Annotated in this window: 25 protein-coding genes; 16 read left to right on the forward strand and 9 right to left on the reverse strand. The window is 56.5% G+C overall.

What is annotated here, in order from left to right:
- Positions 1-113: 113 nt before the first annotated feature.
- The 5 genes from bssS to mdtH form a co-directional block, all read right to left on the reverse strand.
- Positions 114-368, reverse strand: coding sequence for a biofilm formation regulator BssS (gene bssS, locus ACWKXT_RS01415; protein ID WP_023299782.1), 255 nt, complete (start codon positions 366-368; stop codon positions 114-116).
- A 273-nt stretch (positions 369-641) separates the two neighbouring features.
- Complete coding sequence (gene dinI / locus ACWKXT_RS01420; protein ID WP_080327540.1) at positions 642-887, reverse strand: DNA damage-inducible protein I; 246 nt, start codon at positions 885-887, stop codon at positions 642-644.
- Between the two features lie 75 nt (positions 888-962).
- Positions 963-2009 (reverse strand): dihydroorotase, encoded by a 1047-nt coding sequence (pyrC, locus tag ACWKXT_RS01425; protein ID WP_252001397.1) that lies wholly within the window; start codon positions 2007-2009, stop codon positions 963-965.
- Between the two features lie 125 nt (positions 2010-2134).
- Positions 2135-2695 (reverse strand): lipoprotein, encoded by a 561-nt coding sequence (locus ACWKXT_RS01430; protein WP_080327537.1) that lies wholly within the window; start codon positions 2693-2695, stop codon positions 2135-2137.
- A gap of 124 nt (positions 2696-2819) precedes the next feature.
- Complete coding sequence (gene mdtH / locus ACWKXT_RS01435; protein WP_454531490.1) at positions 2820-4028, reverse strand: multidrug efflux MFS transporter MdtH; 1209 nt, start codon at positions 4026-4028, stop codon at positions 2820-2822.
- 236 nt (positions 4029-4264) lie between these two features.
- Here mdtH and rimJ point away from each other — a divergent pair, with 236 nt between their 5' ends.
- The 4 genes from rimJ (at position 4265) to murJ (ending at position 8100) form a co-directional block, all read left to right on the forward strand.
- The gene (gene rimJ, locus ACWKXT_RS01440; RefSeq protein WP_454531491.1) at positions 4265-4849 is read left to right on the forward strand and encodes a ribosomal protein S5-alanine N-acetyltransferase; all 585 of its coding nucleotides are present in this window, start codon (positions 4265-4267) and stop codon (positions 4847-4849) included.
- 9 nt (positions 4850-4858) lie between these two features.
- On the forward strand, positions 4859-5509 hold the full coding sequence (locus ACWKXT_RS01445) for a YceH family protein (protein ID WP_454527230.1): 651 nt from the start codon (positions 4859-4861) through the stop codon (positions 5507-5509).
- Positions 5510-5511: 2 nt separating this feature from the next.
- Positions 5512-6435, forward strand: a complete 924-nt coding sequence (locus tag ACWKXT_RS01450; RefSeq protein WP_454531492.1) for a Gfo/Idh/MocA family protein — start codon at positions 5512-5514, stop codon at positions 6433-6435.
- A gap of 129 nt (positions 6436-6564) precedes the next feature.
- Entirely contained in the window at positions 6565-8100 is a 1536-nt protein-coding gene (murJ, locus tag ACWKXT_RS01455; RefSeq protein ID WP_080327532.1) for a murein biosynthesis integral membrane protein MurJ, read from the forward strand.
- Between the two features lie 59 nt (positions 8101-8159).
- On the opposite strand, the gene flgN is transcribed toward murJ, so the two are convergent.
- The 3 genes from flgN to flgA all read right to left on the reverse strand — a co-directional run bounded on the left by flgN (position 8160) and on the right by flgA (position 9636).
- A complete protein-coding gene (flgN, locus tag ACWKXT_RS01460) occupies positions 8160-8585 on the reverse strand; it encodes a flagella biosynthesis chaperone FlgN (RefSeq protein WP_008500818.1) in 426 nt (141 codons plus the stop codon).
- Between the two features lie 4 nt (positions 8586-8589).
- Positions 8590-8883: a flagellar biosynthesis anti-sigma factor FlgM gene (flgM, locus tag ACWKXT_RS01465; protein WP_454527228.1), complete on the reverse strand. Its 294-nt coding sequence runs from the start codon at positions 8881-8883 to the stop codon at positions 8590-8592.
- Positions 8884-8976: 93 nt separating this feature from the next.
- Positions 8977-9636: a flagellar basal body P-ring formation chaperone FlgA gene (gene flgA / locus ACWKXT_RS01470; RefSeq protein ID WP_454531493.1), complete on the reverse strand. Its 660-nt coding sequence runs from the start codon at positions 9634-9636 to the stop codon at positions 8977-8979.
- Positions 9637-9793: 157 nt separating this feature from the next.
- Between flgA and flgB the strand changes: the two genes are divergently transcribed.
- The 11 genes from flgB to flgL all read left to right on the forward strand — a co-directional run bounded on the left by flgB (position 9794) and on the right by flgL (position 19648).
- Positions 9794-10210 carry a flagellar basal body rod protein FlgB gene (gene flgB, locus ACWKXT_RS01475; protein WP_014883362.1) on the forward strand — a complete coding sequence of 139 codons (417 nt, stop codon included), beginning with the start codon at positions 9794-9796 and terminating at the stop codon, positions 10208-10210.
- Positions 10211-10213: 3 nt separating this feature from the next.
- On the forward strand, positions 10214-10618 hold the full coding sequence (gene flgC, locus ACWKXT_RS01480; RefSeq protein WP_013097138.1) for a flagellar basal body rod protein FlgC: 405 nt from the start codon (positions 10214-10216) through the stop codon (positions 10616-10618).
- Between the two features lie 11 nt (positions 10619-10629).
- Positions 10630-11340, forward strand: coding sequence for a flagellar hook assembly protein FlgD (flgD, locus tag ACWKXT_RS01485; protein WP_454527226.1), 711 nt, complete (start codon positions 10630-10632; stop codon positions 11338-11340).
- 26 nt (positions 11341-11366) lie between these two features.
- Positions 11367-12575 carry a flagellar hook protein FlgE gene (gene flgE / locus ACWKXT_RS01490; RefSeq protein ID WP_061098580.1) on the forward strand — a complete coding sequence of 403 codons (1209 nt, stop codon included), beginning with the start codon at positions 11367-11369 and terminating at the stop codon, positions 12573-12575.
- Between the two features lie 20 nt (positions 12576-12595).
- The gene (locus tag ACWKXT_RS01495; RefSeq protein ID WP_028012705.1) at positions 12596-13351 is read left to right on the forward strand and encodes a flagellar basal body rod protein FlgF; all 756 of its coding nucleotides are present in this window, start codon (positions 12596-12598) and stop codon (positions 13349-13351) included.
- Between the two features lie 11 nt (positions 13352-13362).
- Complete coding sequence (gene flgG, locus ACWKXT_RS01500) at positions 13363-14145, forward strand: flagellar basal-body rod protein FlgG (RefSeq protein ID WP_000625853.1); 783 nt, start codon at positions 13363-13365, stop codon at positions 14143-14145.
- A gap of 57 nt (positions 14146-14202) precedes the next feature.
- Positions 14203-14901: a flagellar basal body L-ring protein FlgH gene (gene flgH, locus ACWKXT_RS01505; protein WP_023311139.1), complete on the forward strand. Its 699-nt coding sequence runs from the start codon at positions 14203-14205 to the stop codon at positions 14899-14901.
- Between the two features lie 12 nt (positions 14902-14913).
- Complete coding sequence (locus ACWKXT_RS01510) at positions 14914-16011, forward strand: flagellar basal body P-ring protein FlgI (protein WP_217479800.1); 1098 nt, start codon at positions 14914-14916, stop codon at positions 16009-16011.
- Positions 16011-16964, forward strand: coding sequence for a flagellar assembly peptidoglycan hydrolase FlgJ (gene flgJ, locus ACWKXT_RS01515; protein WP_454531494.1), 954 nt, complete (start codon positions 16011-16013; stop codon positions 16962-16964). Before ACWKXT_RS01510 ends, flgJ begins: the two co-directional genes overlap by 1 nt.
- Before the next feature lie 75 nt (positions 16965-17039).
- Positions 17040-18680, forward strand: coding sequence for a flagellar hook-associated protein FlgK (flgK, locus tag ACWKXT_RS01520; RefSeq protein WP_454531495.1), 1641 nt, complete (start codon positions 17040-17042; stop codon positions 18678-18680).
- 14 nt (positions 18681-18694) lie between these two features.
- Complete coding sequence (gene flgL, locus ACWKXT_RS01525) at positions 18695-19648, forward strand: flagellar hook-associated protein FlgL (protein WP_454527222.1); 954 nt, start codon at positions 18695-18697, stop codon at positions 19646-19648.
- Between the two features lie 73 nt (positions 19649-19721).
- Here flgL and ACWKXT_RS01530 read toward each other — a convergent pair whose 3' ends face one another.
- A complete protein-coding gene (locus ACWKXT_RS01530) occupies positions 19722-20936 on the reverse strand; it encodes an MFS transporter (protein ID WP_454531496.1) in 1215 nt (404 codons plus the stop codon).
- Positions 20937-21081: 145 nt separating this feature from the next.
- On the opposite strand from ACWKXT_RS01530, the gene ACWKXT_RS01535 reads away from it, so the two are divergent.
- Complete coding sequence (locus tag ACWKXT_RS01535) at positions 21082-21984, forward strand: LysR family transcriptional regulator (RefSeq protein ID WP_454531497.1); 903 nt, start codon at positions 21082-21084, stop codon at positions 21982-21984.
- Positions 21985-22024 lie beyond the last annotated feature (40 nt).

The raw sequence follows: 22024 nt of genomic DNA on the forward strand, positions 1-22024 counted from the left end.
CATCTCGTAAACTAACGTTTTGTTAGCAGAGTAATTAACAACGCGGGCGTAAACAAGCGGGAAATAAATAAGGCACCGCGAGGGTGCCTGTTGAGTGAAAAGTGGGCATAACGTTAGTGCCGTTTATACTCATTTTCCTGATAGTCGCCAGATTCTATTTTTGCAATACCTGCCTCTAAAATAGAAATAAACTGACGGGCGACGTCTGTTGTTAGCCACAACGTCTGTCCAACTTCCGCTTCGTCACGGTTGAGTTGATTTGGGGTCTGGTAGTGCAAACGCAGCATCAGCGCATCGTAGCTATCTACGGTACTGATATCCCAGCCAACGAGTGGGTGGGTCTGGATGACTTCGTTATTCTTTTCCATTATAACCCCCTAAATGCGTGTTAGAAGACAACGGCTCTGAGGTTCAATGCATGTTTTTCTGAAAGCATCTTCAGTATACCAAGTAATAAGGGTTCTAACGGGAAAAATAAACAGGTAGCAACACATTTTTCTGCTTTTTAGGATTGTTCGAACAATAAAACACCATCTCGTTCACGATTTTTTAAGAAGACGCTGAATTAATTTGAACTTTAGGAATTTCGGACAAAAAAAAACCGGGGCGACCCGGCAAAAAAACACAATGAGGGAGCAGTGTTAATCCGTTATGAACCAGTCGTCCGCGCTTTCCCACGTTTCCTGCAGGATTTCGCTGATGCGATCTTTATCTTCTTTCGCGGCACCAATGACGGAGAGGTTGTTCGCAGCGGCGTAACGCACCGTTACGGCGCCCGCGTTGTCGGGAAACGTGCTGTTAATACGGCGGGATAATTCACCTGCCAGCGCGTCAAGCGCGCCAGCAGGCAGAACGGTAGTTTTGGCTATGGTGACTTCAATACGCATAAATGCCCCCCTGTGCAATATACTGTTTATTTATACAGGCATATTATCGTTTTGACAACAAGGGGCACTGATTTTTTAACGTTTTACCGTCCAGTTGACGGTTTCACCTGCCAGGAAGGGGATCAGCGTGTCATCCGTCAGGGCAATGGACTCCTCAACGTGGCTCGCTTTGCGCTCCAGTTCGATGAAGGTGTCGTTGACCGGCAGACCGTAGAAGCGTGGGCCGTTAAGAGAGCAGAACGCTTCAAAATGTTCCAGCGCGTTCATCTCTTCAAAGACGGTCGCGTAGCTGGCAAGCGCCGTTGGGGCGTTGAAACAGCCTGCGCAGCCGCAGCTTGCCTCTTTGCGATGGCGGGCGTGAGGCGCGGAGTCCGTGCCCAGGAACGCGCGAGAGAAGCCGCTGGCAACCAGCTCGCGCAGCGCCTGCTGGTGAACGTTGCGCTTGAGGATGGGCAGGCAGTACAGGTGAGGACGTACCCCGCCAACGAGCATATGGTTACGGTTAAACATCAGGTGCTGCGGGGTGATGGTCGCAGCGATCAGCTCGTTGCCGTCACGCACATACTCTGCCGCGTCTTTAGTGGTGATATGTTCAAACACCACTTTGAGCGCGGGCAGACGCTGGCGCAGGGGCTCCATGACGGTTTCGATAAAACGGGCTTCACGGTCGAAGATGTCAATCTCCGCATGCGTCACTTCACCATGCACCAGCAGCGGCATGCCCAGCTTCTGCATGCGCTCCAGCACCGGCATGATAGCATCAATGCTGGTGACGCCGTGGCTGGAGTTGGTGGTGGCATTTGCCGGGTAGAGTTTCGCCGCCGTAAATACGCCTTCGTTAAATCCGCGTTCCACTTCATTTGGATCCAGCGAATCGGTGAGGTAGCAGGTCATCAACGGGGTGAAATCATGTCCCGCCGGAACGGCATCCAGAATGCGCTGGCGGTAGGCGATCGCAGCATCGACGGTGGTGACTGGCGGAACCAGGTTTGGCATGACAATCGCGCGGCCATAAATTTCACTGGTATAGGGCACGACGGTTTTCAGCATATCGCCATCTCGCAGATGGATATGCCAGTCGTCAGGGCGGCGGATTTTAAGAACCTGGGGTTGTGCAGTCATGGAAGCTCCGGCTTGTCAGGAATCAGTCATAAGGATGGCTGTTTTTGCCGGACACAAATCATAAGCGGAAACGTTTTCGTTTGCACACTTTTCCGTAAAAAAAGGGCGCCGCAGCGCCCTTCAGGTTAATCGGTGAAAGGAATGATGATTTCTCCCGGCTTCACCTCTATCCCTTTTGCGTATTTTTTTGCGAGGGCTTCACCCTTGCTATTGTCTTCGCTTAAGACATACGCCGGCTGCTGGTTAAAGTAATTCCGCAGAGACTGATTCAGATAGGGCATCAGGGTTTGCAGAACCGGCGCCATCTTGTCCGGCGAAACCTGCGCATCGACCACCTCCATCTCCTGCAGGAAAATCGCCCCTTTTTCTTTATTGAAAACGGGAAGCGCCTTCAGCTTGAGCTTGATGTTGGCCTTCTGATTACCAAAAAGTGAGGTCATATCAAGGTCGGCATCACCGGCCAGGGTAACTTTATTCGGCTCTTCACGACCAATCTGGCTGGTGAGATTGGTGAGAACAATGTGGGCATCGGCTAGCCCCGGCACGCCAATGTCTTTAGAGAAATTGTTATGTTTTTCCAGCGCCTGATTAATTTCCTGCTCACTGACGGTGTATTGCGTAAGCTGGTTACAGCCCACCAGCAGACCGCTGACAATAAATGCAGCGGCAATGACAATTTTCTTCATAGTGTTCCTCAACGAAAAATCGGCGCTTCTGTCCTGTTACGCCAGTATGTCAGTGTGAAATGGCAGAAACCAGCAGAAAATACTGAGAAATGAGGCGGGAGTGATTTCCCGCCAGGAGGAGAGACTACGCGCCGGGCTCGAGCATGCCGCTCGCGCTGCGCTTCTGGCTGAACTGCCACCACAGGGCGAAAAGCGTCATGACGCCCACCACGCCGAGCATCATCCAGGGAAGTTCCGGCTGGTTCAGCGCCTTGCCGGCATCGAACAGCCAGCCGCCGCCGGTGTAGCCCAGTGCACCGCCAAAGGCCAGCCCCAGGCGGCTGAAGCCCATATAGCTGCCGCGCGCACGTGCATCGGCGAGTGAGGCGCTCAGCGTTTCGCGGGCAGGCTCGGCGATGATGGAGCCTATATAGAATGTGCAAATCAGCGTAAACAGCTGCTGGAGAGAGCTCACCAGACCGATTGGCATCATGCTCAGCGTCATCAGAAACAGCCCGGCCATCAGACGATGCTCCAGACGAAAACGCCGTTCACTCCAGCGGGCAATGGGGTAGAGCAGCGTTAACGACAGGCAGGCTTCGATGGCGTACATCCATTTCACGGCAGCAGGCGTGCCCGCAATATCGTTCACCATGATCGGCAGCATCAGCATCACCTGTACGGCCAGCATGTAATACCCGGTTAAGGTCAATACGTAGGTGACAAAACGCTTGTCGCGCAGCACGCGTCCGAGCCCCTCGCGCACCGGCGCTTTTACCGTCGACAGTTTCCAGGCTGGAAGATAGAGGCCGTTAAACAGTGCGCACAGAATAAAGAGCACTGCCCCGGCCGCGCAGACCAGGCGGAAATCGTACTGCAGCAGCCAGCTGCCCAACAGCGCGCCGACAACTGCCCCGGCACTGTCCTGCATCATCAGAATGGAGAAGAAGCGGCCGCGGTGCTGCGGACGAATCAGCTTCACCACCAGCGCGGTGCGCGGCGGGTCAAACAGGGTGCCCCCGATACCGGAGAGGAAACAGGAGAACCAGAGCAGCCAGGGCTCGTGGGCAACCGCCATCGTGGCAAAGCCTGCCGCGCGGAGCAGCATACCGGTAACGATCATCGGTTTAGCGCCAAAGCGGTCAGCGATCGCGCCGCCAAAGACGCCCAGACCCTGCTGGACAAACTGGCGTAGCCCCAGCGCAATACCGACCATTAAAGCCGCCCAGCCCATTTGATCGACAAAGCGGATCGAAATTAGCGGAAACACGACAAAAAAGCCGAGCACGACCAGCATGTTATCGACTAAGAGGAAATATTTACCCAGGCTCCTCGCCTGTGATACGCGGGACATTTTCCCTCCAGGGAAAATAAGAAGGTGAGCACGCTAACATTCTGCGGTGTCGCCGCGTTTTTTCCCACCCCTCGGCGCGACAATATTTTTTTATCAAAAAGGTGCTTTGATAGAGAGTTCTCATCGAAAAATGTGAAAAGAGGTCAAAATGGTATGTCACTGTTTTCACAGACGGCACAGGCGCAGGTATAGTAAAGCTAATGGGTAAGCTGAAGTGACGGGAAGGAGTGGTATTGATGTTTGGCTATCGCAGTAATGTGCCAAAAGTGCGTCTGACAACGGACAGGCTGGTCGTTCGTCTGGTGCATGAGCGTGATGCCTGGCGTCTGGCGGATTATTACGCCGAGAATCGCCAGTTTTTAAAACCCTGGGAACCCGTTCGGGATGAAAGCCATTGTTACCCCTCCGGCTGGCAGGCGCGCCTCAGCATGATTGCTGAATTTCATAAGCAGGGAAGTGCATTTTATTTCGCGCTGCTGGATCCAGAAGAGAAAGAGATTATCGGCATCGCCAATTTCTCGAACGTGGTGCGCGGGTCGTTTCACGCCTGCTACCTTGGCTACTCCATCGGCCAGAAATGGCAGGGGCAGGGGCTGATGTACGAGGCGTTAACGGTGGCCATCCGCTATATGCAACGCACGCAGCATATTCATCGCATCATGGCGAACTATATGCCGCATAATCAGCGCAGCGGGAATTTGCTGGCGCGTTTAGGGTTCGAGAAAGAAGGTTATGCCAAAGACTATCTGCTGATAGACGGAGAGTGGCGCGACCACGTTCTGACGGCATTAACCACCCGTGACTGGACTGCAGGTCATTAAGGAGAAAAGATGAAGTATCAGCTAAACGGTACAGAAGCGCGCGTGATTGGGTGCTTACTCGAAAAACAGGTCACCACGCCGGAGCAGTATCCGCTCTCTGTTAACGCCGTGACCATGGCCTGCAACCAGAAGACCAACCGTGAGCCGGTGATGAACCTCAGCGAGCATGAGGTACAGGATGTGCTGGATGCGCTGGTAAAACGTCACTACCTGCGCACCGTCAGCGGCTTCGGCAACCGCGTGACCAAATACGAACAGCGCTTCTGTAATTCCGAATTCGGCGACCTGAAGCTGAGCAGTGCGGAAGTGGCGGTTATTACCACGCTGCTGCTGCGCGGGGCGCAAACGCCGGGAGAGCTGCGCACGCGCGCTTCTCGTATGCATGAGTTCAGCGACATGCAGGAGGTCGAGCAGACGCTGGAAGGGCTGGCCGCGCGCGACGATGGCCCTTACGTGGTGCGTATGGCGCGCGAGCCGGGTAAACGTGAGAGCCGTTATATGCATCTGTTCAGCGGCGACGTTGATGCCGAAAGCGTGGCGACGGCATCGGATCGCCCTGCAAACAGTGACGACCTTGCTGCGCGCGTAGAGGCGCTGGAAGACGAGGTGGCGGGGCTGAAACAGCGTCTGGATGCACTGCTGGCACATTCAGGAGACTAACGGTGAAAAAATTACGCATTGGCGTGGTGGGGTTGGGCGGTATCGCGCAGAAAGCCTGGCTGCCTGTATTGGGCGTAGCGTCTGACTGGACGCTGCAAGGAGCATGGTCACCTACCCGAGAAAAGGCAGAACGCATCTGCGAAACCTGGCGTATCCCGTATGCGGCATCGCTTCAGGATCTGGCCCGCGAGTGCGATGCGGTATTTGTGCATACCTCTACAGCAACCCATTACCAGGTGGTCAGCGAGTTATTGAATGCCGGTGTGCACGTCTGTGTTGATAAGCCCCTGGCGGAAAACGTCCATGACGCCGAACGGCTGATTGAGCTGGCAGCACGTAAAAATCTGACGCTGATGGTCGGTTTCAACCGCCGCTTCGCGCCGCTTTACCAGCAGTTGAAGGCGCAGTCCGGAAATATGGCCTCGCTGCGCATGGACAAGCACCGCACCGACAGCGTTGGGCCGAACGATCTGCGCTTTACCCTTCTCGATGACTATCTTCACGTCGTGGATACCGCGCTGTGGCTGACCGGGGGCGAAGCGCTGCTGAAAAGCGGCACGCTGGTTACCAACGAGCAGGGGCAAATGGTGTATGCGGAACACCATTTTGCCGTTGAGCACCTTCAGATCACCACCAGCATGCACCGCCGCGCGGGCAGCCAGCGGGAATCCGTGCAGGCGGTGACCGACGGCGCGCTGTATGACGTCACCGACATGCGTGAATGGCGGGAAGAGAAGGGCAGTGGCGTGGTGATGCAGCCCGTCCCCGGCTGGCAAAGCACCCTGGAGCAGCGCGGTTTCGCAGGATGCGCCCGCCACTTTATCACCTGCGTGCAAAATCAGACGGTTCCTGAAACGTCCGGCGAGCAGGCCATTATGGCGCAGCGCATTGTGGAAAGGCTCTGGCGCGATGCCATGAGTGAATAACCCGCTGTAACATCTGCGGATAGTAATTCGTTGAAATCCGGTTAGACTAAGCGCCGCTTGTTGGCTTTGCCGGGTGGCGCTTACGCGTACCCGGCCTACACATCCGTATGGTTCTGGAAATTCACGTTAATGAACTTATTAAAATCGCTGGCGGCCGTCAGCTCGATGACCATGTTCTCTCGCGTACTCGGTTTTGCGCGCGATGCCATTGTGGCAAGGGTCTTTGGTGCAGGGATGGCAACGGACGCCTTTTTCGTTGCGTTCAAACTGCCTAACCTGCTGCGTCGTATTTTTGCTGAAGGGGCGTTCTCCCAGGCGTTCGTGCCTATTCTGGCGGAATATAAAAGCAAGCAGGGTGAAGACGCCACGCGGGTATTTGTGTCGTATGTCTCCGGGCTGTTGACCCTGGCGCTGGCCGTGGTGACCGTCGTCGGGATGCTGGCCGCGCCGTGGGTGATTATGGTGACCGCACCTGGCTTTGCCGACACGGCAGATAAATTTGCCCTGACCTCACAGCTTCTGCGCATTACCTTCCCCTATATTCTGCTGATCTCGCTGGCCTCGCTGGTGGGAGCGATCCTGAACACCTGGAACCGCTTCTCCGTTCCGGCGTTTGCGCCGACGTTCCTCAATGTCAGCATGATCGGTTTTGCGCTGTTTGCCGCGCCGCACTTCAACCCGCCGGTGCTGGCGCTGGCCTGGGCGGTGACCGTCGGCGGCGTGCTGCAGCTGGCGTATCAGCTGCCGCACCTGAAGAAAATCGGCATGCTGGTGCTGCCGCGCATCAACCTTAAAGATGCCGGGGCAATGCGGGTGATTAAGCAGATGGGGCCCGCCATTCTCGGTGTCTCCGTCAGCCAGATATCGCTTATCATCAACACCATCTTTGCTTCTTTCCTGGTGTCGGGCTCTGTCTCATGGATGTATTACGCTGACCGCCTGATGGAGTTTCCGTCCGGGGTGCTGGGCGTGGCGCTGGGGACCATCCTGCTGCCGTCGCTGTCGAAAAGTTTTGCCAGCGGTAACCATGATGAATACTGCCGCCTGATGGACTGGGGTTTACGTCTTTGCTTCCTGCTGGCCCTGCCAAGCGCGGTGGCGCTGGGTATTCTGGCCAAACCGCTGACAGTATCGTTGTTCCAGTACGGGAAATTCACTGCTTTTGATGCCGCGATGACCCAGCGCGCGCTGATCGCCTATTCGGTCGGGCTGATGGGGCTGATTGTGGTCAAGGTGCTGGCACCGGGGTTCTATTCCCGCCAGGACATTAAAACGCCGGTGAAAATTGCCATTGTGACGCTGATTATGACGCAGCTGATGAACCTGGCATTTATCGGCCCGCTGAAGCATGCCGGTCTGTCGCTGTCTATCGGTCTGGCGGCCTGTCTCAATGCCGGGCTGCTGTACTGGCAGCTGCGCAAACAGGATATCTTTACGCCGCAGCCGGGCTGGGCGAGTTTCCTCGTGCGCCTGGTTGTGGCGGTGCTGGTGATGTCTGCTGCGTTACTCGGGATGATGCATGTCATGCCGGAGTGGTCCCTGGGCACGATGCCTTATCGTCTGATGCGGCTGATGGCCGTGGTGGGCGTTGGGGTTGTTGCGTACTTCGCCACGCTTGCCGTGCTGGGCTTCAAAGTGAAAGAGTTTGCCCGCCGTACGGCATAAACGCCAAAAGGGGAGTCCACCTTAGGGTGCTCCCCACTGCATGATTTGTCGCTCAGGCTTCAAATCGAAATCTTTTTAACACCCGCAATACGTGCCGTCGCCGTCTGACCATCCGCACCGTACAGTCCGGTTTCTTTATGCGGCTTTAACACCTCAAGCGCCTGCTGATTGCGCTCTATCTGGCCTTCAAGCAGCCAGCCGTTATGCTGGTTGAGATCGCGCAGATGCTGGGTTTTTTCGGTAATGGTCTGCCAGCGCTCAATAATGTCGTCGTTAGCGCTGCGCTTGGGATCCTGCTCAGCGCGACGCTGTTGCTCCAGGTAATCCAGCGTTGCCAGAAGCGAACTCTTATCTTCAGTAATACGCTGCAGCGCGCTGCCGTTAATGTGACCGGAAGAGAGATGCTGCTGTTCAGCGTCCATTACCGTTTTCAGGTCGTTCAGGACAACCGTCATTTGATCCAGTATTTCTGACAGTCGACTCATACGGTTAGTTACTCTGTAAGAAACTCTGTGCTTCCTGAATCAGGGCGTCAGCGATTTTGCTGGTGTCCATTTTCAGCTCACCGTTACGAATGGCCGTTTTCAACGCTTCAACGCGTTCCATATTGATATCGTTGCTGCCTGGCTGCATCAGTTTTGCCTGGGCATCGCTCAGGGTCACGCTGGTGCTGTTAGACGTGGACGTTTTTTCCAGACGCGTTTTCTGAGGGGTAGCGTCGTTCGTTTCGCGAGGTTGTACAGCGCTTACCGGCTTCAGGGCTGATGTACGATCAATGCTCATAGTGTTGTCCTCATCGAGGGTTCGCGGCGTTTGCGCCTGACATCATCATTAGTGGAATATTTATCGGCACGCGCCACGAAATCTTTAAAAAGATTATAGGTTAATCAGAATATTCCCATCAGAATCGACGGTTCCGCTCACCACCTGGCCTGAGGACATTCTGACGCGGGCGTTTTGCGCTACCGCGGCATTGTTTAACGCTTTCCCTTCACTGTTGATGCTAAAGCCGTCTCCGTTGGCAACAACCATCACCTGTTGTCCCGCTTTGACACGCCATGCCTGACGCAGCATAGAGAGCTGAATCGGCTGGCCCGGCGCGACATCGCGCAGGCTGATGGCGTCCTGGGCCTGGTTAATGTCCAGCATGGTCCGCGGCGGGAGCTGATCCAGACGCCCGCGCTTTAACGTCACGCTGTTTGCCTGCAGCGCGCTGCCACGCGCAATGGGAACGGCGGCGACAACATAATTGCCCGTCGCCTGAACTGCAACCTGTAAATAACGTTTTTCGTTGGCGCAGCGTGCCAGGACGTTCACATTACCCCACAGCTTCGTGGTCCCCGTCACGCTAAAGGACGGCTGCTCGCAGGTCGGATACAAATTCGATGGCGTGCGTACGGTCACGTTAATTTCATCGCTAAAGCCCGCCAGCTTTTGCGCGAAAAAAACCGTCAGCGCATCCTGTAAATCTCCAGCCTGCACCAGAGGGCTAAACAGCAAGAAGGTTGCCATCAGGCTACGTTTTAACGTTTGCATCGCAAGTTCCACCGTTACCAGAGTTGAGTGAATTCTACCTGCAGTGGTTTTGCATCAACGGAATAAATAGCGACGCATTTTGCGCTTATTCCGTCGATAGGGGAGACGGGGTGAGATTTAAGCTGTGAACTGAAATTTTGCCATCAGCGGAGGAGACATGCTCGATAAACTCGACGCCGCGTTACGTTTTCAGCAGGAAGCGCTCAATTTACGCGCCCAGCGGCAGGAGATTTTAGCCGCCAACATCGCTAACGCCGATACGCCCGGGTATCAGGCGCGCGATATTGATTTTTCCAGTGAACTCAAAAAGGTGATGGAGCGTGGACGTGCCGAAGGAACGGGTGTTGCACTTGCCATGACATCCTCTCGCCATATTCCCGCTCAGGCGATGACCGCGCCAGCGACCGATTTACTTTATCGCATTCCCGACCAGCCTTCACTCGACGGTAACACCGTGGATATGGACCGGGAGCGTACGCAGTTTGCCGATAACAGCCTGAAATACCAGACGGGCCTGACCCTACTCGGCGGACAAATCAAAGGCATGATGAACGTCCTGCAGGGGGGCAACTGATAAATGGCCTTGCTGAATATTTTTGATATCGCCGGCTCGGCGTTAACCGCCCAGTCCAAACGTCTGAACGTGGCGGCCAGTAACCTGGCGAACGCCGACAGCGTGACCGGACCTGACGGACAGCCTTATCGTGCCAAACAGGTTGTGTTTCAGGTTGATGCTGCGCCAGGCGCGGCAACGGGCGGCGTGAAGGTGTCTGATGTGGTTGAGAGCCAGGCGCCGGACAAGCTGGTCTACGAGCCCGGTAACCCGCTCGCGGACGCTAACGGATACGTGAAGATGCCAAACGTGGACGTGGTAGGTGAGATGGTGAACTCCATGTCGGCATCCCGTAGCTACCAGGCGAACGTCGAAGTGCTTAATACCGTGAAGAGCATGATGCTCAAAACACTCACTCTCGGCCAGTAAAGGAGACATGCATGTCCATCGCCGTAAATGTGAATGATCCTACGAACTCGGGTGTTAACAACACCAAAAGTTCGACGAATTCCAGCTCCCTGACGGGAAGCAATGCCTCCGATCTGCAGAGCAGCTTTCTGACGCTGCTGGTGGCGCAGCTTAAGAACCAGGATCCCACGAACCCAATGCAGAACAACGAACTGACTACGCAGCTTGCGCAGATCAGTACCGTGAGCGGCATTGAGAAACTGAACACGACCCTCGGTTCCGTCTCCGGCCAGATTAACAGCGCCCAGTCTCTGCAGGCGGCAAGCCTGATTGGTCATGGGGTGATGATCCCGGGGACCACGATCCTGGCGGGCACCAGCACCACCGACGGTACGTCGACCACCACCACAACGCCGTTCGGCGTTGAGTTGCAACAACCGGCTGACAAGGTTACCGCAACGATCATGGATGCCAACAACGTGGTGGTACGCACCATTGAAATTGGCGAGCTGAAAGCGGGCGTTCACACCTTTACATGGGATGGCAGCCTGACCGACGGCACGAAAGCACCAAATGGCTCCTACAAAGTCGCGATTAGCGCCAGCAACGGGACGACCCAGCTGGTGGCGCAGCCGCTGCAGTTCGCGCTGGTTCAGGGCGTGATTAAAGGGGGCGACGGCAACAAACTGGATTTGGGTACCTCAGGTACCACCACACTCGACGAAGTTCGGCAGATTATCTAAGCCTTAACACTTATCAGGAGTAAGTCATGGCCTTTTCTCAAGCGGTCAGCGGCCTGAATGCTGCGGCCACCAACCTGGACGTCATTGGCAACAACATCGCCAACTCCGCGACCTATGGTTTTAAATCCGGTTCTGCGTCTTTTGCAGACATGTTTGCCGGTTCCAAAGTGGGTCTGGGCGTAAAAGTTGCGGGCATCACTCAGGACTTTACCGATGGCACCACCACCAATACCGGTCGTGGTCTGGACGTTGCCATCAGCCAGAACGGTTTCTTCCGCATGGTCGATGCAAACGGCTCGGTATTCTACAGCCGTAACGGCCAGTTCAAGCTGGACGAAAACCGCAACCTGGTGAACATGCAGGGGATGCAATTAACGGGTTATCCGGTTGCCGGGACGCCATCAACGGTTCAGACCGGTGCGAATCCACAGGCGATTAATATCCCGACCACGCTGATGGCCGCGAAGTCCACCACCACGGCTTCCCAGCAGATTAACCTCAACTCTACCGATGCCGCACCAACCGCAGCCTTTGACCCGGCTAACCCGGACACCTACAACAAAAAAGGTACGGTAACCGTCTTTGATAGCCAGGGTAATGCGCACAACATGAACCTGTTTTACGTCAAAGATGCGACCCCGGCTAACTCCTGGAAAGTGTATGCCCAGGACGGCAGCGTAGCAGGCAGCACGGCGGCAGTGGCCACGACCTTGACCTTCGATAATAACGGTACGTTGATTGGTGGTGGAAACATCAACATCACTACCGCGACTATCCCAGGTGCGGACCCGGCGACCTTCGCGATGAGTTTTGCTAACTCCATGCAGCAGAACACCGGTGCGAACAATATCGTGGCGACCAACCAGAATGGCTTCAAGCCGGGCGATCTGGTGAGCTATCAGATTAACGATGACGGCACCGTCGTCGGGAACTACTCCAACGAGCAGACTCAGGTGCTGGGCCAGATCGTGTTGGCTAACTTTGCCAACAACGAAGGCCTGAAATCTGAAGGCGATAACGTCTGGTCGGCTACCCAGTCCTCCGGCGTGGCGCTGCTGGGTACGGCAGGAACCGGTAACTTCGGCACGCTGACCAACGGCGCGCTGGAAGCCTCTAACGTGGACCTGAGTAAAGAACTGGTGAACATGATTGTCGCGCAGCGTAACTATCAGTCAAACGCGCAGACCATCAAGACCCAGGATCAGATCCTCAACACGCTGGTTAACCTGCGTTAAGCGGCTAACAGGAAAGCGCAATGGATCACGCAATATATACCGCGATGGGCGCGGCAAGTCAGACGCTCAGCCAGCAGGCCGTTACCGCCAGCAACCTGGCAAACGCCTCGACGCCGGGCTTTCGCGCTCAGCTGAATGCGCTGCGTGCGGTGCCGGTGGAAGGACTCTCCCTGCCGACCCGTACGCTGGTGGCGGCATCCACCCCCGGCGCAGATATGACGCCAGGGCAGATGGATTACACCTCACGCCCGCTGGACGTTGCCCTGCAGCAGGACGGCTGGCTGGCAGTGCAAACGGCGGACGGCGGTGAAGGCTATACCCGAAACGGGAATATCCAGGTCAGCGCCACCGGCCAGCTGACGATTCAGGGCCATCCGGTGATGGGTGAAGCGGGCCCGCTGACCGTGCCGGAAGGCTCTGAGCTGACTATCGCGGCTGACGGTACCATTTCGGCGCTGAACCCGGGCGATCCGGCCAACACCGTTGCCCCCGTCGGGCGTCTGAAGCTGGTCAAAGCGGAAGGCAAAGAGGTGCAGCGTGGCGATGACGGCATGTTCCGTCTGACCCAGGCCGCTCAGGCCACCCGTGGTGCCACATTACAGGCCGATCCGAGCATCCGCGTGATGTCCGGCGTTCTGGAAGGCAGCAACGTTAAGCCGGTAGCCGCCATGAGCGACATGATCGCCAGCGCCCGTCGTTTTGAAATGCAGATGAAGATCATCAGCAGCGTGGACGAAAACGCGGGCAAGGCTAACCAACTTCTGTCGATGAGTTAACAGGACTCTTTATGATCAGTTCTTTATGGATCGCGAAAACTGGCCTGGACGCGCAGCAAACCAACATGGACGTGATTGCCAACAACCTGGCAAACGTGAGCACCAATGGTTTCAAGCGTCAGCGTGCCGTTTTCGAAGATTTGCTTTATCAAACCATCCGTCAGCCGGGCGCGCAGTCTTCTGAACAGACGACGCTGCCGTCAGGCCTGCAGATTGGTACCGGCGTTCGTCCGGTGGCGACCGAGCGTCTGCATAGCCAGGGCAACCTGTCTCAGACCAACAACAGCAAAGACGTGGCGATCAAAGGCCAGGGGTTCTTCCAGGTGCAGTTGCCTGACGGTACCTCTGCCTATACCCGTGACGGTTCTTTCCAGGTCGATCAGAACGGTCAGCTGGTGACGGCGGGCGGTTTCCAGGTTCAACCTGCGATCACCATTCCGGCAAACGCCCTGAGCATCACCATCGGCCGTGACGGCATCGTGAGCGTGACCCAGCAGGGGCAGGCCGCGCCGGTTCAGGTCGGACAGCTCAACCTGACCACCTTCATGAACGATACTGGTCTGGAGAGCATCGGTGAGAACCTCTACACCGAAACGCAATCCTCCGGTACGCCAAATGAAAGCACGCCAGGCCTGAACGGTGCGGGTCTGCTGTATCAGGGGTATGTCGAAACCTCCAACGTGAACGTGGCGGAAGAGCTGGTGAATATGATCCAGGTCCAGCGCGCGTATGAAATTAACAGTAAAGCAGTCTCGACGACCGATCAGATGCTGCAGAAACTGACGCAACTCTAAGGTGTAGCCCGGTGCGGTAAACGCCGCGCCGGCTCCCTGTTTTCGAAGATGAAGGCAATGCAAAAAAACGCGGCGTTTCGTTATCCGATATTGACTGTTCTGGCTGTCACCCTCAGCGGGTGTGCCTTGATCCCGTCTAAACCATTGGTCCAGGGTGCGACGACTGCCCAACCCGTTCCTGGCCCTGCGCCAGTTGTTAACGGCTCCATTTTCCAGACCGCGCAGCCGATTAACTACGGCTATCAGCCGCTGTTTGAAGATCGCCGCCCGCGTAATGTTGGCGATACATTGACCATTGTGCTGCAGGAAAACGTCAGCGCGAGCAAGAGCTCGTCGGCGAACGCCAGCCGCGATGGCAAAACCAATTTTGGCTTCGACACCGTTCCACGCTATCTGCAGGGTCTGTTCGGCAATGCCCGTGCGGATGTTGAAGCGTCCGGCGGCAACACCTTTAACGGTAAAGGTGGCGCGAACGCCAGCAATACCTTCAGCGGTACGCTGACGGTCACGGTTGACCAGGTACTGGTTAACGGCAATTTACACGTTGTGGGTGAAAAACAGATCGCCATTAACCAGGGCACTGAGTTCATTCGCTTCTCGGGTGTGGTGAATCCACGCACCATCAGCGGCACCAACACCGTTCCGTCCACCCAGGTGGCGGATGCGCGCATTGAGTACGTCGGTAACGGCTACATTAATGAAGCGCAGAATATGGGTTGGCTGCAGCGCTTCTTCCTTAATTTATCGCCGATGTAAGCGAGGTGACCCATGTTTAAATCGATCTTCGCCGCGGCGCTGGTTCTTGTCGCAACGTTTGCCCAGGCCGACCGCATACGCGATCTCACCAGCGTCCAGGGCGTTCGCGAGAACTCGCTGATTGGCTATGGCCTGGTCGTGGGGCTGGACGGTACGGGTGACCAGACGACCCAGACGCCGTTTACCACCCAAAGCTTAAACAATATGCTTTCCCAGCTCGGCATTACCGTGCCGGCGGGAACTAACATGCAGCTGAAAAACGTGGCCGCAGTAATGGTCACCGCGTCCTACCCGGCGTTTGCGCGTCAGGGGCAGACCATTGACGTCGTCGTTTCCTCAATGGGTAATGCCAAAAGCCTCCGCGGCGGTACCCTGCTGATGACGCCGCTGAAAGGCGTTGACAGCCAGGTCTACGCGCTGGCGCAGGGCAACATTCTGGTTGGCGGTGCGGGTGCATCTGCTGGCGGAAGCAGCGTGCAGGTGAACCAGCTGAACGGGGGGCGCATCACCAACGGGGCGATCATCGAGCGTGAACTGCCGACCCAGTTTGGCGCGGGTAATACCATCAACCTGCAGCTGAATAATGAAGACTTCACGATGGCGCAGCAGATTGCGGACACCATCAACCGCAACCGTGGCTACGGTAATGCGACGGCGCTGGATGCGCGTACCGTGCAGATCCGCACCTCTACCGGCAGCAGCAACCAGGTGCGCATGCTGGCGGATATCCAGAATATGGAAGTGAACGTTTCGGTGCAGGATGCCAAAGTGATCATCAACTCCCGTACGGGATCGGTGGTGATGAACCGGGAAGTGTCGCTGGATAGCTGCGCCGTGGCCCAGGGTAACCTGTCCGTAACGGTCAACCGTTCCGCCAACGTCAGCCAGCCTGACACGCCGTTTGGCGGTGGCCAGACGGTGGTGACGCCGCAAACGCAGATTGATTTGCGTCAGAGCGGCGGTTCCCTGCAGAGCGTTCGCTCCAGCGCCAACCTGAACAGCGTGGTGCGTGCCCTGAACGCGCTGGGTGCCACGCCGATGGATCTGATGTCGATTCTGCAATCCATGCAAAGTGCGGGCTGCCTGCGCGCCAAACTGGAAATCATCTGATGCTGACCGATAGCAAACTGTTGACCAGTGCCGCCTGGGACGCCCAGTCGCTCAACGAACTGAAATCCAAAGCAGGTAAAGACCCGGCGGCGAATATCCGCCCGGTTGCCCGCCAGGTGGAAGGGATGTTTGTTCAGATGATGCTGAAAAGCATGCGTGAAACCCTGCCGAAAGACGGGATGTTCAGCAGCGATTCAACGCGACTTTACACCAGCATGTATGACCAGCAGATTGCGCAGCAGATGACTGCCGGTAAAGGCCTCGGTCTGGCTGACATGATTGTCAAACAGACCGCCGCCGCACAGGGTATTCCGCCAGAAGCGCAGCCGCAGCAGGTGCCGATGAAGTTCGACCTGGAAACGGTGACCAGCTATCAGAATCAGGCGCTGACGCAGATGGTGCGTAAAGCGATACCGAAAGCCACGGGCGGCGGTGATGAGCCCCTCTCCGGTGACAGCAAAGACTTCCTGGCACAGCTTTCTCTGCCTGCGCGACTGGCCAGTGAACAGAGCGGCGTGCCTCACCACCTGATTCTGGCCCAGGCCGCGCTGGAGTCGGGCTGGGGCCAGCGCCAGATCCGCAAGGAAAACGGCGACCCGAGCTTCAACATCTTCGGCGTGAAGGCCACCTCCAGCTGGAAGGGGCCGACCACCGAGATCACGACCACGGAATACGAGAACGGCGCGGCGGTGAAGGTGAAAGCCAAATTCCGCGTTTACAGCTCTTATCTGGAAGCGTTGTCTGACTATGTGGGTCTGCTGAGCCGAAATCCGCGTTATACCGCCGTTACGCAGGCGGCAACGGCGGAGCAGGGCGCTCAGGCCCTGCAAAACGCGGGCTACGCGACCGACCCGAACTACGCGCGCAAGCTCACCAGCATGATCCAGCAGCTGAAATCCATGGGCGAGAAGGTCAGCAAAGCCTATAGCACAGATATTGAAAATCTGTTCTGAAAGTTCTCAAGTCCCGGTGGAGGTTGCCGATAACCTTCATCAGGACTCGTGTCTGAACGTATAAAAGGAACCCCCATGTCCAGTTTGATTAACAGCGCCATGAGTGGCCTCAGTGCCGCGCAGTCGGCACTCAATACCGTCAGTAATAATATTTCAAGCTATAACGTGGCAGGTTACACCCGCCAGACGACGGTGCTGGGTGCATCTAACAGCACGCTGACCGGCGGTGGCTGGGTGGGTAACGGGGTGTATGTCTCCGGTGTCCAGCGTGAATATGACGCTTTCATCACCAACCAGCTGCGCGCCGCGCAGACCCAGAGCAGCGGCCTGACGACGCGCTATCAGCAGATGTCAAAAATTGACGATGTGCTCTCCGATACCACCAATTCCCTTTCCACCACCCTGCAGGATTTCTTTAAAAGCCTGCAAACGCTGGTGAGCAACGCGGAAGACCCGGCTGCGCGTCAGACGGTGCTGGGAAAAGCGGGCGGCCTGGTCAATCAGTTCAAAACCAACGATCAGTATCTCCGCGATCAGGATACGCAGGTGAATACGGCGATTGGAACCAGCGTTTCGCAGATTAACAACTATGCCAAACAGATTGCGAATCTGAACGATCAGATTTCCCGCCTCACCAGCGTTGGCGCGGGCGCATCACCTAACGATCTCCTCGACCAGCGCGATCAGCTCGTCAACGAACTGAACAAAATCGTGGGTGTGGAAGTTTCGGTTCAGGATAGCGGCACGTTTAACATCTCTTTCGGCAACGGCTACAGCCTGGTGCAGGGCAGCAAAGCTAACCAGCTGGCTGCCGTGAAGTCCAGCGCCGATCCTTCCCGTACCACTATCGCCTACGTCGATGAGGTTGCGGGTAATGTCGAGATCCCGGAAAAGATGATCACCACCGGTTCGTTAGGCGGTTTGCTGACCTTCCGCGCGGAAGATCTGGACAAGGCGCGTAACACCCTGAACCAGATGGCGCTGGCGTTTGCTGATGCGATGAACAAACAGCATGAGGCCGGTTACGATGCCAACGGCGATGCGGGCGGCAAACTGTTCGGCTTTGGTTCTCCGGCGGTGCTTTCCAATAGCAAAAATAGCGGCACGGCGGTCGTCAATGCCACCGTTGCGGACAGCACCAAAGTTCAGGCAACGGACTATAAGCTGCAGTTCAACGGCACCGACTGGACCATCACCCGTACGTCGGACAAAACCAGCTTTACGATGAGCCCGGATGCCAGCGGCAATCTGTCGTTTGACGGTCTCAACGTGAACGTCAGCGGTTCGGCAAACACCAAAGATAGTTTTACCGTGAAGCCCGTCTCCGACGTCATCATGAATATGGAACTGTCGATCAGCGACGAATCCAAACTGGCCATGGCTGCGGTGCAGAACGGCGGTGAGAGCGATAACCGCAACGGGCAGAAAATGCTCGATCTGCAAAACAGCAAAGTGGTTGGCGGGAATAAAACTTTCAATGATGCCTATGCCTCACTGGTCAGTACAGTGGGTAGCACCACCGCTTCACTGAAGGTAAGCAGCCAGACGAAAGCCAATGTGGAAACGCAGTTAATTAAGCAGCAGCAGACCATCTCTGGGGTAAACCTCGACGAAGAGTATGGCAATCTGCAGCGTTATCAGCAGTATTACCTCGCCAACGCGCAGGTGCTTCAGACTGCCAGTACGCTCTTCGATGCAATTATCAACATTCGTTAAGGTTGAGGTGAAAAATGCGTATTAGCACCCAGATGATGTATGAGCAGAACATGCGCGGGATCACCGATTCCCAGAGCAGATGGCTGAGCTACGGTGAACAAATGTCTACCGGCAAGCGCGTTAACCGTCCGTCGGACGATCCTATCGCGGCTTCGCAGTCTATTGTTCTGTCGCAATCTCAGTCTCAAAACAGCCAGTTTGCGTTAGCGCGCACCTTTGCCACGCAAAAAGTGTCGCTGGAAGATAACGTGCTGACCCAGGTGAACACCGCGTTATCAAGCGTGCGTGAGAAGCTGGTTTACGCGTCAAACGGCACCTTAAGCGATGACGACCGTCTCTCTCTGGCGACCGATATCCAGGGGATCCGCGATCAGCTGATGAACCTGGCTAACACGACGGATGGCAATGGTCGCTTTATCTTTGCGGGATACAAAACCGAGAGCGCACCGTTTGATGCCGCGACCGGCACCTACAATGGCGGCGCTGAGGCGATCACTCAGCAGGTCGATACGGCGCGAAATATGGCGATCAGCCATACTGGCCAGCAGATCTTCGAGAGCATTACCAGTAATGCGGAAGAGCTGCCGGGCGGGGGCTATGGCGATACCAACATGTTTAAAATCCTTGATTCCGCGATTGCTTCGCTGAAGACGCCGATTGAGAACGATCCGGCTGCGGCCGCCGCGCAAGGCCAGGTGATTTCCAACGCGCAGATCGGTATCAAAAACGCTCAGAACAACGTCCTGACGGTCGTTGCGGATGTGGGTACCAAGCTGAACGAGCTGGAAAAACTCGATACCCTGGGTGACGACCGCGCGCTGGGCCAGACTAAGCAGATGAGCGACCTGGTGGACGTGGACTGGAACGAAGCGATTTCCTCTTACACCATGCAGCAGGCGGCTCTGCAGGCCTCTTATAAAGCGTTTAGCGATATGCAGGGCATGTCTCTGTTCCAGCTGAACAAATAACATCTTGACCTCCTGGAACATATCCTTAGCCAGGTTATGTTCTATTGCCCAATCCATCTGGATTGGGCTTTTTTTATGCCATTTCTGCCGGTGCTGCGGCGACGCGTGCGCTTTCAATCAGGCGGATTGCCAGCGCAATGATGCCGCAGACCGTTGCCAGCGCCACCACACCTGTCCAGCCAGCCAGCGTGTAAATATTGCTGCCCAACGCGGAACCCAGCGCCATGCCGATAAAGATCACGGTAAAGAGCAGGGCGTTCAGGCGACCCCGCGCCTGTGGCTCAAGGCTATAAACCAGATTCTGGTGCGCGACCAGGCTGGACTGCAGGCCCAGATCGAAGCCGATGGCAGAGACGGCAATCAGAATCAGCTGTCCATGAACTCCCAGGGCGGGCATCAGGAACATCAGGGCAAACGAGACGGTCACGAGGACGGCGCCAAGCTGTGTGACTTTCCCGGCACCCAGTTTATCCGCCAGGCCCCCCGCCAGTGGAGCTGCCAACGCACCGGCTGCACCTGCGATACCAAAACCACCGGCGACGGCACTCCCGAGGTGATAGCGTTCCAGCAGCATGACCGCAAGCGTAGACCAGAAGGCGCTAAAGGCTATCGACAGAAAACCCTGGGCCAGCGCGGCACGGCGCAGAGCGGGATAACGACGCCACAGATGTTCCATGGAGCGCAGCAGAGCGGGATAGCTCAGCGTGGAGTGAATGGCGAAACGAGGGAGCACGGCCCACATCACCACGCCGATAAACGCAATACTTGCCGCAGCCAGCTGGTACATCACGCGCCAGCCAAACGCTTCGCCCACCACGCCGCTGACGGTTCTGGAGAGCAAAATGCCCAGCAGCAGACCGGTCATCACCGTACCCACGGTTTTCCCCTGTTTGCCTTCCGGCGCAAGGATCGCCGCAGCCGGGACAATATCCTGCGCCATGGTGGCGGCCATGCCGATGAGCAGGCTTGCCAGCAGCAGGGAGTGGATCTGTCCGGTCAGGCTACAGCCCAGCAGGAACAGCGCCAGGGCCGTACTTTTAATCAGAATCAATGTTCTGCGGTCGTGGCGATCGCCGAGCGGCAGCAGGAAGAGGATCCCCAGGGCATATCCCGCCTGGGTGAGCGTTGGGACCATGCCCATTCCTTCGATGCTCAGGTGCAGGTCTGCGCCCATCAGCGGCAGCAGCGGCTGGGCATAATAGATGGATGCCACGCTGAAGCCCGCACCGAGCGCCAGCATTAAAATGACCCAGCGGCTTACGGCATGGGCGGCAGTTGTTGTGTTCATAAGACGTTCCTCATTCATCGTGTGAGGCTATTTTTTATCAGTACGCCTTGCGGCGGTAGCGGGCCCGGTGGTAAAACGCTTATACGTTGAACGTATAAGTGAAAATGCGATGAAAAGAGCTGAGCGTATAGACAGGGTGGAGCTGATGCGGACGTTTGTCCGCATTGTGGAGGCGGGTTCACTCTCTGCGGCGGCACGGCAGCTGGCAACAACCCAGGCCACGGTGAGCCGACGGTTGCAGTCGCTTGAGACAATGCTCGGCGTGCGTCTGATGTTGCGCACCACCCACACGACGCGGCTGACGGATGACGGCGAGCGCTGCTATCAGCATGCCCGTCGGGTGATTGACAGCTGGCTGGCGCTGGAAGATGAGGTGGGGCACACGGAAGACGAACCGGTTGGCGTGCTGCGGGTGCGCGCCCCGCACGCGTTTGGTCAGGATCAGCTTCTGAAACCGTTAACCGAATTTTTGCAGCGCTACCCGCAGCTTTCGATTGAGTGGATGCTCAACGATCGGTCGGCTGACTTCCTCGGCGATAACCTTGATTGCGCTATTCGGGTGGGGGTGGAGGTCGATCCGGCGACCGTGTCCGTGCTGCTGGCTGAAGTGCCGCGCTCGGTGGTGGCTTCTCCGGCTTTGCTGGACCGTTTTCCGACGGTTAACACACCGGAAGATCTGCAGCATTTCCCCTGGATAGCCATCAGTTCTTTCTACCAGCGCCATGTGGAGCTTTTTCATAATGCATCGTCAGCCACCGCGCGAGTGGCGATTACCCCACGCCTGAGCACTGACAGCCTGTATGTCGCACGCAATACGGCACTCACCGGTCTTGGTGTGGCGGTGGTATCCAGCTGGACGGTACAGGATGATATTCGGGAAGGACGGCTGGTGCATTTGCTGCCGGAGTGGCAGCCTGCGGCGTTACCGGTGCATCTGGTTTACCCCTGGTCCCGGTATTATCCGGCGCGTTTGCGGCGTTTTCTGGAGTTGATGCGGCAGATAATGCCAGAGGTCACCGGGATGAGAAAACCCGTGCAGCAGCCATAAAAAAAGCCGACCCGAAGGTCGGCTTTCTGACTTAGCGTAC

It is taken from the genome of Enterobacter sp. UPMP701 (assembly GCF_053709515.1).

Excerpts from the sequence above, each read along its gene's own strand:
- bssS (WP_023299782.1), bottom strand. The coding sequence starts at position 368 with ATGGAAAAGAATAACGAAGTCATCCAGACCCACCCACTCGTTGGCTGG.
- dinI (WP_080327540.1), bottom strand. The coding sequence starts at position 887 with ATGCGTATTGAAGTCACCATAGCCAAAACTACCGTTCTGCCTGCTGGC.
- pyrC (WP_252001397.1), bottom strand. The coding sequence starts at position 2,009 with ATGACTGCACAACCCCAGGTTCTTAAAATCCGCCGCCCTGACGACTGG.
- ACWKXT_RS01430 (WP_080327537.1), bottom strand. The coding sequence starts at position 2,695 with ATGAAGAAAATTGTCATTGCCGCTGCATTTATTGTCAGCGGTCTGCTG.
- mdtH (WP_454531490.1), bottom strand. The coding sequence starts at position 4,028 with ATGTCCCGCGTATCACAGGCGAGGAGCCTGGGTAAATATTTCCTCTTA.
- rimJ (WP_454531491.1), top strand. The coding sequence starts at position 4,265 with ATGTTTGGCTATCGCAGTAATGTGCCAAAAGTGCGTCTGACAACGGAC.
- ACWKXT_RS01445 (WP_454527230.1), top strand. The coding sequence starts at position 4,859 with ATGAAGTATCAGCTAAACGGTACAGAAGCGCGCGTGATTGGGTGCTTA.
- murJ (WP_080327532.1), top strand. The coding sequence starts at position 6,565 with ATGAACTTATTAAAATCGCTGGCGGCCGTCAGCTCGATGACCATGTTC.
- flgN (WP_008500818.1), bottom strand. The coding sequence starts at position 8,585 with ATGAGTCGACTGTCAGAAATACTGGATCAAATGACGGTTGTCCTGAAC.
- flgM (WP_454527228.1), bottom strand. The coding sequence starts at position 8,883 with ATGAGCATTGATCGTACATCAGCCCTGAAGCCGGTAAGCGCTGTACAA.
- flgA (WP_454531493.1), bottom strand. The coding sequence starts at position 9,636 with ATGCAAACGTTAAAACGTAGCCTGATGGCAACCTTCTTGCTGTTTAGC.
- flgB (WP_014883362.1), top strand. The coding sequence starts at position 9,794 with ATGCTCGATAAACTCGACGCCGCGTTACGTTTTCAGCAGGAAGCGCTC.
- flgC (WP_013097138.1), top strand. The coding sequence starts at position 10,214 with ATGGCCTTGCTGAATATTTTTGATATCGCCGGCTCGGCGTTAACCGCC.
- flgD (WP_454527226.1), top strand. The coding sequence starts at position 10,630 with ATGTCCATCGCCGTAAATGTGAATGATCCTACGAACTCGGGTGTTAAC.
- flgE (WP_061098580.1), top strand. The coding sequence starts at position 11,367 with ATGGCCTTTTCTCAAGCGGTCAGCGGCCTGAATGCTGCGGCCACCAAC.
- ACWKXT_RS01495 (WP_028012705.1), top strand. The coding sequence starts at position 12,596 with ATGGATCACGCAATATATACCGCGATGGGCGCGGCAAGTCAGACGCTC.
- flgG (WP_000625853.1), top strand. The coding sequence starts at position 13,363 with ATGATCAGTTCTTTATGGATCGCGAAAACTGGCCTGGACGCGCAGCAA.
- flgH (WP_023311139.1), top strand. The coding sequence starts at position 14,203 with ATGCAAAAAAACGCGGCGTTTCGTTATCCGATATTGACTGTTCTGGCT.
- ACWKXT_RS01510 (WP_217479800.1), top strand. The coding sequence starts at position 14,914 with ATGTTTAAATCGATCTTCGCCGCGGCGCTGGTTCTTGTCGCAACGTTT.
- flgJ (WP_454531494.1), top strand. The coding sequence starts at position 16,011 with ATGCTGACCGATAGCAAACTGTTGACCAGTGCCGCCTGGGACGCCCAG.
- flgK (WP_454531495.1), top strand. The coding sequence starts at position 17,040 with ATGTCCAGTTTGATTAACAGCGCCATGAGTGGCCTCAGTGCCGCGCAG.
- flgL (WP_454527222.1), top strand. The coding sequence starts at position 18,695 with ATGCGTATTAGCACCCAGATGATGTATGAGCAGAACATGCGCGGGATC.
- ACWKXT_RS01530 (WP_454531496.1), bottom strand. The coding sequence starts at position 20,936 with ATGAACACAACAACTGCCGCCCATGCCGTAAGCCGCTGGGTCATTTTA.
- ACWKXT_RS01535 (WP_454531497.1), top strand. The coding sequence starts at position 21,082 with ATGCGGACGTTTGTCCGCATTGTGGAGGCGGGTTCACTCTCTGCGGCG.